10 protein-coding genes are annotated in these 12,994 nt (G+C 63.1%); 9 read left to right on the forward strand and 1 reads right to left on the reverse strand.

Annotation, left to right across the window (positions count from 1 at the left end; translation table 11 throughout):
• Positions 1–244: 244 nt before the first annotated feature.
• On the reverse strand, positions 245–1,327 hold the full coding sequence (locus tag JQ609_RS32995) for a DUF2336 domain-containing protein (RefSeq protein WP_212209995.1): 1,083 nt from the start codon (positions 1,325–1,327) through the stop codon (positions 245–247).
• A 336-nt stretch (positions 1,328–1,663) separates the two neighbouring features.
• On the opposite strand from JQ609_RS32995, the gene rimP reads away from it, so the two are divergent.
• From rimP to JQ609_RS33040, 9 genes are all read left to right on the forward strand, one after another.
• Complete coding sequence (rimP, locus tag JQ609_RS33000; protein ID WP_212209996.1) at positions 1,664–2,440, forward strand: ribosome maturation factor RimP; 777 nt, start codon at positions 1,664–1,666, stop codon at positions 2,438–2,440.
• A 3-nt stretch (positions 2,441–2,443) separates the two neighbouring features.
• The gene (gene nusA, locus JQ609_RS33005; RefSeq protein ID WP_192736271.1) at positions 2,444–4,057 is read left to right on the forward strand and encodes a transcription termination factor NusA; all 1,614 of its coding nucleotides are present in this window, start codon (positions 2,444–2,446) and stop codon (positions 4,055–4,057) included.
• A 75-nt stretch (positions 4,058–4,132) separates the two neighbouring features.
• Positions 4,133–4,813 carry an RNA-binding protein gene (locus JQ609_RS33010; RefSeq protein WP_212276787.1) on the forward strand — a complete coding sequence of 227 codons (681 nt, stop codon included), beginning with the start codon at positions 4,133–4,135 and terminating at the stop codon, positions 4,811–4,813.
• A 63-nt stretch (positions 4,814–4,876) separates the two neighbouring features.
• A complete protein-coding gene (infB, locus tag JQ609_RS33015) occupies positions 4,877–7,525 on the forward strand; it encodes a translation initiation factor IF-2 (RefSeq protein WP_212276788.1) in 2,649 nt (882 codons plus the stop codon).
• Between the two features lie 180 nt (positions 7,526–7,705).
• A complete protein-coding gene (rbfA, locus tag JQ609_RS33020) occupies positions 7,706–8,122 on the forward strand; it encodes a 30S ribosome-binding factor RbfA (RefSeq protein ID WP_212209999.1) in 417 nt (138 codons plus the stop codon).
• Complete coding sequence (gene truB / locus JQ609_RS33025; RefSeq protein WP_212276789.1) at positions 8,119–9,258, forward strand: tRNA pseudouridine(55) synthase TruB; 1,140 nt, start codon at positions 8,119–8,121, stop codon at positions 9,256–9,258. Before rbfA ends, truB begins: the two co-directional genes overlap by 4 nt.
• A gap of 2 nt (positions 9,259–9,260) precedes the next feature.
• Positions 9,261–9,530: a 30S ribosomal protein S15 gene (rpsO, locus tag JQ609_RS33030; protein WP_074272228.1), complete on the forward strand. Its 270-nt coding sequence runs from the start codon at positions 9,261–9,263 to the stop codon at positions 9,528–9,530.
• Positions 9,531–9,846: 316 nt separating this feature from the next.
• Positions 9,847–12,006 (forward strand): polyribonucleotide nucleotidyltransferase, encoded by a 2,160-nt coding sequence (gene pnp / locus JQ609_RS33035; RefSeq protein WP_212276790.1) that lies wholly within the window; start codon positions 9,847–9,849, stop codon positions 12,004–12,006.
• A 201-nt stretch (positions 12,007–12,207) separates the two neighbouring features.
• Entirely contained in the window at positions 12,208–12,960 is a 753-nt protein-coding gene (locus JQ609_RS33040; protein ID WP_212276791.1) for a superoxide dismutase, read from the forward strand.
• The last annotated feature ends 34 nt before the right edge of the window (positions 12,961–12,994 follow it).

Here is a 12,994-nt window from a genome sequence, read left to right on the forward strand (position 1 = left end):
TCGCGGACACGACACGCTTGCGAAGATCCAGAGAATAAGGTTTGCCCATCCATGCTGGCCTCCGTCCAGCCAGCATGTTGAATCAGAAACCTACTGATTTGGGAATCCCAAATCGATTCAACCTAACTCCATCCCGCTTTAGAAAGGAAAGACGTGGATGCCCGGCAGTGCAGACAAGTGTACGTAGTCTGCACAAGGCAGACTACTATGGCCGGGCATGACGGCTAGGTAGTTGCAGGAAAACTCAAACCGTCGAACGGGTTTTCCAGAAGCCGACGACACGCTCGGCGGTCGTGGGCATCAGGCGCGCGAAATTCATGCGCGCGCTTTCGATATCGGCTGATGACGCCGTCCGGTTCGGACCCAGCCGGAGCAGGATCAGTGCGCGCACGGTGGCCCATTCGAGGCCGACCGCCTTGCCGGCGATCAGGATCGGATCGTAGCGGTCGCCGGCAATCAGCCGGTCGAGGGTCGTGATCTTCACGCCGGTCATCGCCGCCAGCGCGGCGACGGATTCCTCGTATTTGTTTGCCTTGGCGAAGTTGAGCAGCGCACTTTCGACCAGTTGGCCGTCGCGATGCAGTGCGAGGATCGTGCGCTGCGCCGCCTCGAAGTCGCGGCCGCTGTCTGTTCGTTCGACAGCGCCGGAGATTTCGTTGATCGCCCGCTTGATCGCCACCTGCCGCGCCGGCTTGACGACTGTGAACAGGCGGCGGCGGACCACATCGATCGTTCCGGCCAAAAGGTCTTTCAGTTGTTCGGCGGAGAGATCGTCGCGCTGGCCGATCTTGAGCGTCAGCACGCCGTCCTGGCCGGCGCGCTTGATCAAGGTCGAATAGCCGTCCGACGAGAACGCCGCACCGGCATTGCCCGCCGTGCGCCTGACGACATCGCGGTCGCCGCGCCGCACGATGACATCGGTAAGATCGGGAGAGAGCGTCGGCCGATCCGACATCGCCAGCAGATGGCCCTGGCCCTTCACGCTGGCGATTTCGACCAGGATGTTTTCGTCGATGACAGGCGAGCGCCGCAGCAGCGGGCCCGCGATGGCAATTTCGTCCTCATGGGCGAGCTGCCCGACCAGCCCGCGCGGCGCGTTGACAAGCAGCGACAGCCGCTCGGCGAGCTCGGCCCGCGCGGCAAGGTCGGCATGGGGGACCAGGCTGCTCAATACGCCGTCGAACAGATCGACGTGATCGGCGCCGAAATTGGCGGCCCCCTGCAGGAATAATTCACTGATCCGGCGCGCGGCATCGGCGCGGCGCTTGGGATCGCCGCCCCTGACGATGTCGTCCAGTCCTGGGATCAGCGTTGTCGCTGGCGTCATAAACCTATCCAAACCGGCCGAATTGGCTGGTTTTCGGCAATCTAGGTACCGTTCGTGAATGAAGGGTTAGGCTTTGGCCCGCTCGGTCAGGACTCAAAATCTCCCTTAACGGGGCGTGCAAGGCCTTGCCGGATTGCGGAAAAACCGCTATATCCGCCGCAACTTATGGTTCTCATACGATCGCGTATTGAGAGTGGGCCCTTCGGGACCCGCTCTTTTTTATTACCTGAACGAGCCCAGCCCAGAAGGGCCTCACGGCACGGTTCAGGGAACCGGCCGGATCCAGGTTAGACCCGGCCTAACCTCATGTAAGTAAAGACGCTTTTGATCCTGGACATGACCGAGCCAACTGCTGTTTCAGAGGATCTTGACCTGCTCGCCGAGCCGCGGCTCGTGGTCGAGCCGGGCGTCGCCGCGCGGGTTTCCGCCGTGGCAGGGCCGGTATTGCAGGGCATGGGCTACCGGCTGGTGCGGATCAAGATTTCCGGCGAGGCCGGCTGCACGGTCCAGATCATGGCCGAACGGCCCGACGGCACCATGCAGATCGAGGATTGCGAGGCGATTTCGCGTGCGCTGTCGCCGGTGCTGGACGTCGCCGATCCGATCGAGCGCGCCTACCGGCTGGAAATCTCATCGCCCGGCATCGATCGTCCGCTGGTGCGCCGTTCGGACTTCGAACGCTATGTCGGTCATCTCGTGAAGATCGAGATGGCGCTCGCCCATCAGGGCCGCAAGCGCTTTCGTGGTACGCTGCAGGGCGTCGAAGGCGATGCGGTGCGGCTTCATCGCGATGACATCCGCGCGGACGAAGATGCCGACGTGCTGCTGGTGATGGAAGACATCGCCGACGCCCGCCTGGTTCTCACCGACGAGTTGATCGCGGAATCGATGCGGCGCGGCAAGGCCGCCGAGCGCGAGCTGCGGCAGAATCTCGGGCTCGAGCCGCCGCCCCCGCCGCACGCCAAGAAAAGCGATCCGGCCAAGAGCAACAAGCCGAAGCCCAAGACACTGAGCAAGCCGCTGAAGAAGCCGTTACCGAAGAATACCAAGAAACATCGCCTCGCCGCGCAAGGTTTGCCCGGCGGCGAATTCGATCCCACCGAAGGAGACTGAGCCATGGCAGCTGTCAGCGCCAATAAACTCGAACTGCTGCAGATCGCAGACGCGGTTGCCCGCGAAAAGTCGATCGACCGCGGCATCGTGATCGCGGCGATGGAAGACGCCATCGCGAAAGCGGCCCGCGCCCGCTACGGCAGCGAGACCGACGTTCACGCCGAGATCGACGCCAAGAAGGGCGAGCTGCGGCTGTCGCGCCACATGCTGGTCGTCGACGTGGTGGAGAATTCGTCGAACCAGATTTCGCTGGCCGATGCGCAGCGCGCCAATCCGGGCGCCCAGGTCGGCGACACCATCGCCGACACCCTGCCGCCGCTGGAATATGGCCGTATCGCCGCCCAGTCCGCCAAGCAGGTGATCGTGCAGAAGGTGCGCGAGGCCGAGCGCGACCGGCAATACCAGGAATTCAAGGATCGCATCGGCGACATCGTCAACGGCATCGTCAAGCGCGTCGAATATGGCAGCGTGATCGTTGATCTCGGCCGCGGCGAAGCCATCGTGCGCCGTGACGAGATGCTGCCGCGCGAAGTGTTCCGCAACGGCGACCGCGTCCGCGCCTATATCTTCGACGTCCGCCGCGAAACCCGCGGGCCGCAGATCTTCCTGTCCCGCACCCATCCGCAGTTCATGGCAAAGCTGTTCGCGCAGGAAGTGCCGGAAATCTATGACGGCATCGTCGAGATCAAGGCGGTGGCCCGCGATCCCGGCTCGCGCGCCAAAATCGGCGTTATTTCGCGGGATTCCTCGGTCGATCCGGTCGGCGCCTGCGTCGGTATGCGCGGTTCGCGCGTGCAGGCGGTGGTGAACGAACTGCAGGGCGAGAAGATCGACATCATTCCGTGGTCGCCCGATATTGCGACCTTCGTCGTCAACGCGCTGGCGCCCGCCGAAGTCGCCAAGGTCGTGATCGACGAAGACCGCGAGCGCATCGAGGTCGTGGTGCCCGACACCAACAACCAGCTGTCGCTGGCGATCGGCCGCCGCGGACAGAACGTGCGGCTCGCTTCGCAGCTGACCGGCTGGGACATCGACATCCTCACCGAGCAGGAAGAATCCGAGCGCCGTCAGGCCGATTTCGAGAATTCGACGCGGGTGTTCATGGAAGCGCTGAACGTCGACGAAGTGGTCGGCCAGCTGCTGGCGTCGGAAGGTTTCACCTCGGTCGAGGAACTCGCGCTGGTCGACGTCAAGGAACTCGCCGGCATCGAGGGCTTCGACGAGGAGACCGCCAACGAACTGCAGAGCCGTGCAAAAGAATACCTGGAACAGCTCGAGACCGAGCTGGAAAACAAACGCAAGGAACTCGGTGTGGATGACGCTTTGAAGACAGTACCCGGCGTGACCTCGAAGATGCTGGTCAAGTTCGGCGAGAACGACATCAAGTCGGTCGAGGATCTGGCCGGTTGCGCCACCGACGATCTGGTTGGCTGGACCGAGCGCAAGGAAGGCGCCGAGCCGACCAAGTTCCCCGGCATTCTCGACGCCAACGAAATCTCGCGCGACGATGCCGAGCGCATGATCATGCAGGCCCGCGTCATCGCTGGCTGGATCACCGAGGCCGATCTTGCCAAGCAGTCCGAGGCGGCGGAAGCCACCGAAGACCAGACGGCGTAACGCGCGTGTTCCGCAAAAGTGGACACCGGTTTTGCGCCAAGAACTCGCGCAAGTGGTAAAGGAGATGCCCCGCGCATGCTCGCCATGGTTGACCCCGATCTCGACAACGGACCGCGGACCGACAGGTCCGCGACGATGCGGATGTGCGCGGTCACCCGTGAGGTGCGCCCGATCGACGAACTGATCCGGTTCGTGGTCTCGCCCCAGGGCGAGGTCGTTCCGGATCTGAAGCGCAAGCTTCCCGGCCGCGGCCTGTGGGTCTCGGCATCGCGCCGGACCGTTGCGGAAGCGGTGCGGCGTAACCAATTTAGCAGGGGTTTCAAGCGCGACCTCCGGGTCGCCGCGACCCTCCCCGCCGACACCGAGGCTTTGCTGGTTCGAAGCTGCACCGAGGCGCTGGCGATGGTCGCCAAGGCCGGCCAGGTCGTCTCCGGTTTCAGCAAGGTCGAGGGCGCGCTCCGGGACGGGGAGGCCCAGGCCCTTATCCACGCTTCCGACGGGGCGGCCGACGGAATCCGCAAATTGGACGCGATCGCGCGGCAAAAGCGCGGAAATGCGGATGAATCGGCGGAATTTCCGATCGTCAATGTTCTGACGTCGGCAGAATTGGATTTGGCACTGGGGCGGTCAAATGTGATACATGCTGCCCTGCTCGCGGGCCCGGCGAGCAAGACGTTCCTGTCGCGCTGCCAGATCCTGGTCCGATACCGGATGGCCGATGACGACAAGACCGAAGGAAGCGGCCAGAAATTCTGACTAACAAGACTTGCTTTAACGACTGTGCGAATGCGCACAACGCAACAAGATTAGGACTGCTGAATGGTTGATACCAAAACGCCTGGCGACAAGACTTTGAGTGTCCCGGCCAAGACCTTGACGCTCAAGCCGCGCGTCGAGACGGGCACCGTACGCCAGAGCTTCAGCCATGGCCGGACCAAGCAGGTCGTGGTCGAGAAGCGCGGCAAGCGACGCCTCGGCGGCGACGCGCCCGCCGGCGAAAGCCATGCGCCCGAACCTGTCGTCGCCAAGCCGGCGCCGGTCGTCGCCAAGGCGCCAAGCCGTCCCTCCGCGCCAGCCGCACCCCGCGCCGGTTCCGGCGTGGTGCTGCGCACGCTGACCGAGGATGAACGCTCCGCGCGCGCCAGCGCCTTGGCCGATGCCAAGGTCCGTGACATCGAGGAACGTCGTCTCGCCGAAGAAGAAGCCAAGCGCCGCGCAAGCCGCGAGGGCATCGAGCAGGCCGAGCGCGAAGCCGCCGAAGCGCGCCGCAAGGCCGAGGAAGAACGTCACCGCATCGAAGAGGAAGCCAAGCGCAAGGCGGAAAGCGAAGCCAAGAAGCGATTTGGCGAAGCCGAAGCCAAGACCGCAACGACGACCACACCCGGCACCACCACTACCACCGCGCGTCCCGCGGCCCGGCCGACGGCTTCGGCAGTGCCGCCCGCGCGCGCGCCGGGCGTCGCCGCCGACGCTTCCGATGAGGATGAAGGTCCGCGCCAGATCCGCCGTGGCCCCGGCGGCGCCATGCGCCCCGCCGTGCCGCCGAAGACGACCCACAAGCCCGGACCGCAAAAGGAACGCGGCCGCCTGACGCTGGTCACCGCCCTGGACGCCGACAATGTGCGCGAGCGTTCGATTGCCTCGTTCCGCCGCCGCACCCAGCGCCTGAAGGGGCATGCCTCGAACGAGCCGAAGGAAAAGATCATCCGCGAAGTGGTGATCCCGGAAGCCATCAACATCCAGGAACTCGCCAACCGCATGTCGGAACGCGCGGTCGACGTCATCCGTCTGCTGATGAAGCAGGGCGCGATGCACAAGATCACCGACGTGATCGACGCCGACACCGCACAGCTGATCGCCGAGGAATTGGGCCACACCGTCAAGCGCGTGGCCGCGTCCGACGTCGAAGAGGGTCTGTTCGACATCGTCGACGATTCCACCGACACCGAACCGCGTTCGCCGGTCGTGACCGTGATGGGCCATGTCGACCACGGCAAGACCTCGCTGCTCGACGCGCTCCGCCATGCCAACGTGGTTTCGGGCGAAGCCGGCGGCATCACCCAGCATATCGGCGCCTATCAGGTGACCTCGCCGGAAAGCGGCAAGAAGATCACCTTCATCGATACGCCCGGCCACGCCGCGTTCACCGCGATGCGTGCGCGCGGCGCCAAGGTCACCGATATCGTGATCCTGGTGGTGGCGGCCGATGACGGCGTCATGCCGCAGACCATCGAGGCGATCAACCACGCCAAGGCGGCGAAGGTTCCGATGATCATCGCGATCAACAAGATCGACAAGCCCGACGCCAAGCCGGAGCGCGTGCGCACCGAGCTGTTGCAGCACGAGGTTCAGGTCGAGTCGTTCGGCGGTGAAGTCGTCGACGTCGAGGTGTCAGCCAAGAACAAGACCAATCTCGACAAGCTGCTGGAAATGATCGCGCTGCAGGCCGAACTGCTCGACCTCAAGACCAACGCGGAACGTCCCGCCGAAGGCACCGTGATCGAAGCCCGGCTCGACCGCGGCCGGGGTCCGGTTGCGACCGTGCTGGTGCAGCGCGGAACCCTGCGCATCGGCGACATCATCGTGGCCGGCGCCGAAATGGGCCGCGTCCGCGCCCTTATCAACGATCAGGGCGTGAACATCGATGAGGCCGGACCTTCGGTGCCGGTCGAGGTGCTCGGCTTCAACGGCCCGCCGGAAGCCGGCGACCGCCTCGCGGTGGTCGAGAACGAAGCCCGCGCCCGCCAGGTCACGAGCTATCGCGCCCACCAGAAGCGCGAAAACGCGGCTGCCTCGATTTCCGGCATGCGCGGTTCGCTCGAACAGATGATGTCGCAGCTCAAGACGTCGGGCCGCAAGGAATTCCCGCTGATCATCAAGGCTGACGTGCAAGGTTCGCTCGAAGCCATCCTGGGATCGCTGGAAAAGCTCGGTACCGACGAAGTTGCCGCGCGGATCCTGCATGCCGGCGTCGGCGGCATCTCCGAATCCGACGTAACGCTGGCGGAAGGTTTCAACGCCGCCATCATCGGCTTCTCGGTTCGAGCCAACAAGGAAGCGGCGGCTGCGGCCAAGCGCAACGGCATCGAGATCCGCTATTACAACATCATCTACGATCTGGTCGACGACATCAAAAAGGCGATGTCCGGCCTGCTCGCGCCGACGCTGCGCGAAACCATGCTGGGCAACGCGCAGATCCTGGAAGTGTTCAACATTTCCAAGGTCGGCAAGGTCGCCGGCTGCCGTGTCACCGACGGTACCGTGGAACGCGGCGCCAATGTGCGCCTCATTCGCGACAACGTCGTTGTGCATGAAGGCAAGCTCTCGACGCTGAAGCGCTTCAAGGATGAAGTGAAGGAAGTGCAATCCGGTCAGGAATGCGGCATGGCGTTCGAGAATTACGGCGACATGCGTGTCGGCGATGTTATCGAGTGTTATCGCGTGGAGACGATCCAGCGGAGCCTGTAAGTCTGAACCTTACGGCTTCGTCGGAAGACATTGTACTAGTTCGACGTCATGCCCGGACAAAAGCGCGAAGCTAAGTCTTCGCATTTGTGTTCCGGGCATCCACGTCCCTGAGAATTCAGCAGCAAGAAAGACGTCGATGGCCGGGAATAGCCCGGCCATCACCAATTTCGAGAGACGGCCATGCCCCGCCACCACAGCAAGAGTTCCGCCCCCGGCGGCTCGCAACGCCAATTGCGCGTCGGCGAAACCGTGCGCCATGCGGTCGCCGATATTCTGTCGCAAGGTAGCGTGCATGACCCCGATCTTGAGGGTCACATCATCACGGTTCCGGAGGTGCGCATGTCACCGGACCTGAAGCTTGCAACCGTCTATGTGATGCCGCTCGGCGGACGCGACACCGATGTCGTGCTCGCAGCGCTCGCGCGCAACAAGAAATTCCTGCGCGGCGAGATCGCGCACCGCGTTAACTTAAAGTTTGCGCCTGATCTTCGCTTTCGCGTCGACGAACGATTCGATGAAGCGGAACGGATCGAGAAATTACTGAGAACACCTGCGGTGCAAAGAGACCTCGCACCCGATTCGGACGACAAGGGATGATTGTGACCACCGCCAACAGCGTGATCGATTCGCAAAATGCCGAATCGCGCGACGCTGAAAAAAATATTTTTACCGAAGCCCGCAACGACGGCAACAGCCGCGTTGGCGAAGAGGCACGTCGCGGCAATAACGATCCGCGTCAGAAGCATCAGGGCAAGCAACGCCAGAACAATCAGCCGCGCCGCGACAAGCGCGACGTCCATGGCTGGGTGATCCTCGACAAGCCGATCGGCATGACCTCGACACACGCGGTGGCGGTGCTCAAGCGCCTGTTCCAGGCCAAGCGTGCCGGCCATGCCGGTACCCTCGACCCGCTGGCCTCCGGCGGCTTGCCGATCGCGCTCGGCGAAGCCACCAAGACGGTCCCGTTCGTGATGGACGGCCGCAAGCGCTACCGCTTCACCGTGAGCTGGGGCGAGGAACGCGACACCGACGACACCGAGGGCCGGGCGACCAGGACCAGCGATCTCAGGCCTTCTGCCGATTCCATCCGGGCGCTGCTGCCTCAATTCACCGGCCTGATCGAGCAGATCCCGCCGCAATATTCCGCGATCAAGGTCCAGGGCGAGCGGGCCTATGATCTGGCCAGAGACGGCGAAACCGTCGAACTGAAACCGCGGCCGGTCGAGATTCACGAATTAACCCTTGTAGAACATGGAGATAACGGCCAATCCGTGTTCGAGGCCGAGTGCGGCAAGGGAACCTATGTCCGGGCGCTGGCTCGCGATATCGGCCGGATTCTAGGCTGTTTCGGCCATATCAGCGCCTTGCGGCGGACCCTGGTCGGTCCATTCCGCGAAGCGGACATGATTCCGCTGGAACAGTTGGAGGCTTTGTGTAATAGAGCCGCGTCGGGCGAGGGCAGCCTCGCCGACGCGCTTTTGCCCGTTGAGACCGCGCTGGACGACATCCCGGCACTGGCCGTCACACGGGCTGATGCGGCAAGGCTCCACCGGGGCCAGGCCGTTTTGTTGCGCGGACGGGATGCGCCCAATTGTAGCGGCACAGTCTATGTCACGGTGGCAGGCCGGCTTCTGGCCCTCGCCGAAATTGGCAATGGCGAACTCATCCCCAAGCGTGTGTTCAACCTGACCGGACTGACTGCCAGTTCCGGTCGTAACGATGAGAAAGTTTGACGATGTCGATTACCGCCGAACGCAAAGCGGAAGTCATCAAGACGAATGCCAACAAGGCCGGCGACACCGGCTCGCCCGAGGTTCAGGTTGCGATCCTGTCGGAACGCATCAACAACCTCACCGGGCACTTCAAATCCCACGTGAAGGACAATCATTCGCGCCGGGGTCTTTTGAAAATGGTCGCCACGCGCCGTTCCCTGCTTGATTACATCAAGCGGAAGGACGAGGCGCGTTACAAGGCGCTGCTCGAAAAGCACAACATTCGTCGTTGATATCGAGAGTACGCGCGCGCCTGTTGCGCGCGTTTTCGTATGGTCTTCCGGAAGAAACCCGGACTCCGGATTTTCGGAGACGATCATGCGCAAGGGCATGATGAAACGCATGTCCAATAGACGTCCAGCAGCAATCCGGCCGCTGGGCAGGGCAAGGTGCCCAGACTACCGAGAGGATGGACGCCATCCGAAATATAGAGACCATGGCAGGATCGCCGGATGCTGATCAATTGTTGCGATCAGTGTCTCGCAATCTTGCGCATGGTCTTTGTGTTTCAGGCGTCCCTGCTTTCGCGAAACCATGAAAGAAATCGAAATGTTCAATACGCATTCAGTCGAGATCGACTGGGGTGGACGTCCCCTCAAGCTTGAAACCGGAAAGATCGCCCGTCAGGCCGACGGCGCCGTGCTCGCGACTTATGGCGAGACCGTCGTGCTCGCCACCGTGGTTGCCGCCAAGGCGCCGCGCGAAGGCGTCGACTTCCTGCCGCTGACCGTCGACTACCAGGAAAAGACCTACGCCGCGGGCCGCATTCCCGGCGGCTACTTCAAGCGCGAGGGCCGGCCGACCGAAAAGGAGACGCTGGTCTCCCGCCTGATCGACCGTCCGATCCGTCCGCTGTTCGTCGACGGCTGGCGCAACGAAACCCAGGTCATCGTCACCGTGCTGTCGCATGACATGGAGAATGATCCCGACATTCTGGCGTTGGTAGCAGCCTCCGCGGCGCTGACGATCTCGGGCGCGCCGTTCAAGGGCCCGATCGGTGCGGCCCGCGTCGGCTTTGCCAACGACGAATATGTGCTCAACCCGACGCTCGACGAAATGCTCGAGACCCAGCTCGATCTGGTTGTCGCCGGCACCGCCGACGCCGTGCTGATGGTGGAATCGGAAGCCAAGGAACTCAACGAAGACATCATGCTCGGTGCGGTGATGTTCGGACACCGGCACTTCCAGCCGGTGATCAAGGCGATCATCGAACTCGCCGAGAAGGCCGCCAAGGAGCCGCGCGAAGTCAAGATCGTCGACGAGAGCGCGCTCGAAAAGGAAATGCTCGGCCTGATCGAGCAGGAGCTGCGCTCGGCCTATGCGATTCCGATCAAGCAGGACCGCTACGCCGCCGTCGGCAAGGCCAAGGAAAAGGTGATGGCTCACTACTTCCCGGAAGGGCAGGAGCCGCAATACGACAAGCTGCGCATCGCCGGCGTGTTCAAGGAACTCGAATCCAAGATCGTTCGCTGGAACATCCTCGACACCGGCAAGCGCATCGACGGCCGCGATTCCAAGACCGTCCGCAGCATCATCGCCGAAGTCGGCGTGCTGCCGCGCGCCCACGGTTCGGCGCTGTTCACCCGCGGTGAAACCCAGGCGATGGTGGTGACCACGCTCGGCACCGGCGAGGACGAGCAGTACATCGACTCGCTGTCAGGAACCTACAAGGAGCAGTTCCTGCTGCACTACAACTTCCCTCCCTACTCGGTCGGTGAAACCGGTCGCCTCGGCGGCACCAAGCGCCGCGAAATCGGCCACGGCAAGCTCGCCTGGCGCGCGATCCATCCGGTCCTGCCGCCGCACCACGAATTCCCCTACACGGTGCGCGTGGTTTCCGAGATCACCGAATCCAACGGATCGTCGTCGATGGCGTCGGTCTGCGGCGCTTCGCTGGCGCTGATGGATGCGGGCGTTCCCCTGAAGCGGCCGACCGCGGGTATCGCGATGGGCCTGATCCTGGAAGGTTCGCGCTTTGCCGTTCTGTCCGACATTCTCGGTGACGAGGATCATCTCGGCGACATGGACTTCAAGGTGGCCGGCACCGACCAGGGCATCACCTCGCTGCAGATGGACATCAAGATCGAGGGCATCACCGAGGAGATCATGAAGGTCGCACTCGGCCAGGCCAAGGATGGGCGTATCCACATCCTCGGCGAAATGTCGAAGGCGCTCACCAATGCCCGCGCCGAGCTCGGCGAATACGCGCCGCGCATCGAGACCTTCAAGATCCCGACCGACAAGATCCGTGAAGTGATCGGCACCGGCGGCAAGGTGATCCGCGAGATCGTCGAGAAGACCGGCGCCAAGGTCAACATCGAGGACGACGGCACCGTGAAGGTCGCTTCCAACGACGGCGAAGCCATGAAGGCCGCGATCAAGTGGATCAAGTCGATCGCCTCCGATCCGGAGATCGGCCAGATCTACGAAGGCACCGTGGTCAAGGTGATGGAGTTCGGCGCGTTCGTGAACTTCTTCGGCGCCAAGGACGGCCTCGTCCACATCAGCCAGCTCGCTTCGGCGCGGGTGCAGAAGACCTCCGACGTCGTCAAGGAAGGCGACAAGGTCAAGGTCAAGCTGCTCGGCTTCGACGATCGCGGCAAGACGCGGCTGTCGATGAAGGTGGTCGATCAGGCGACCGGCGAGGACCTCGAAGCCAAGCAGAAGGCGGCGGAAGCCTCGGCGCCCCGCGAAGCGGCCGGCGAGTAAGCGCTTCGCCATCGAAAATCAGGAAGGGCGGCTGCAAAGCCGCCCTTTTTATTTGCCGCAGATGTGATCGTGCGCTCTTACGCCGCAGCGCCGAACCCATTTAAAATGGAAACCGGAATGGGGCTGACTTCGCAGCTGGAAGCTGGACCCGTTACAATCGTCCGAATCGAGCAAGCAGGCTCGTCACGCAGGGAGAGACTTATGTCCGCACTTTCGCGCCGTCATTTTTTCAGCGCCGCCGCCGGCCTCGTAGCCGTCGCGGCGGCACCGCGTGTCGTCTTTGCCCAGGCCGCCGCACCGGCACCTGCGGCTGCCCCGGCCGCGGCAGGTCCGTTCACGCTGCCGCCGCTCCCTTACGCCTTCAACGCGCTTGAGCCGCATATCGATGCCAAGACCATGGAAATCCACCATGGCCGGCACCATGCCGCTTACGTCAACAACCTGAACACCCTCGCCAAGACCAATGCGCAGCTCGGCACCAGCAAGGTGACGGATATTCTCGGCAATTTGAACGCCCTGAACGACGACATCAAATTCGGCGTGCGCAACAATCTCGGCGGCCATGCCAACCACACCATGTTCTGGGAAATCATGGCGCCGGGCGGCGGCAAGCCGGAAGGCGAGGTGCTGGCCGCGATCGACAAGGACCTCGGCGGCATGGAAAAATTCCAGAACGACTTCAACGCCGCCGGCGGACGCCAGTTCGGCTCCGGCTGGGTGTTCGTGACCGTTGCCAAGGACGGCAAGCTTGCGATCGAAACCCGCCCGAACCAGGACAGTCCGATCATGGACGGCAAGCGCGCGCTGCTCGGCAACGACGTCTGGGAGCACGCCTATTATCTCAACTACCAGAACCGCCGCGCCGATTATCTCAAGGCGTGGTGGAACACGGTGAACTGGGCCAAGATCGCCGAGCGCTATGCCGCGGCGAAGGCCGGTACCCTCGGCGTTTGATCGCGCGCTTCGTTCCGAAAGCGAAAGGGCGGCT

It is taken from the genome of Bradyrhizobium sp. AUGA SZCCT0169 (assembly GCF_018130085.1).
Lineage (GTDB): Bacteria > Pseudomonadota > Alphaproteobacteria > Rhizobiales > Xanthobacteraceae > Bradyrhizobium.

Coding starts and splice junctions, on each gene's coding strand:
- JQ609_RS32995 (WP_212209995.1), bottom strand. CDS start 1,327: ATGACGCCAGCGACAACGCTGATCCCAGGACTGGACGACATCGTCAGG.
- rimP (WP_212209996.1), top strand. CDS start 1,664: ATGACCGAGCCAACTGCTGTTTCAGAGGATCTTGACCTGCTCGCCGAG.
- nusA (WP_192736271.1), top strand. CDS start 2,444: ATGGCAGCTGTCAGCGCCAATAAACTCGAACTGCTGCAGATCGCAGAC.
- JQ609_RS33010 (WP_212276787.1), top strand. CDS start 4,133: ATGCTCGCCATGGTTGACCCCGATCTCGACAACGGACCGCGGACCGAC.
- infB (WP_212276788.1), top strand. CDS start 4,877: ATGGTTGATACCAAAACGCCTGGCGACAAGACTTTGAGTGTCCCGGCC.
- rbfA (WP_212209999.1), top strand. CDS start 7,706: ATGCCCCGCCACCACAGCAAGAGTTCCGCCCCCGGCGGCTCGCAACGC.
- truB (WP_212276789.1), top strand. CDS start 8,119: ATGATTGTGACCACCGCCAACAGCGTGATCGATTCGCAAAATGCCGAA.
- rpsO (WP_074272228.1), top strand. CDS start 9,261: ATGTCGATTACCGCCGAACGCAAAGCGGAAGTCATCAAGACGAATGCC.
- pnp (WP_212276790.1), top strand. CDS start 9,847: ATGTTCAATACGCATTCAGTCGAGATCGACTGGGGTGGACGTCCCCTC.
- JQ609_RS33040 (WP_212276791.1), top strand. CDS start 12,208: ATGTCCGCACTTTCGCGCCGTCATTTTTTCAGCGCCGCCGCCGGCCTC.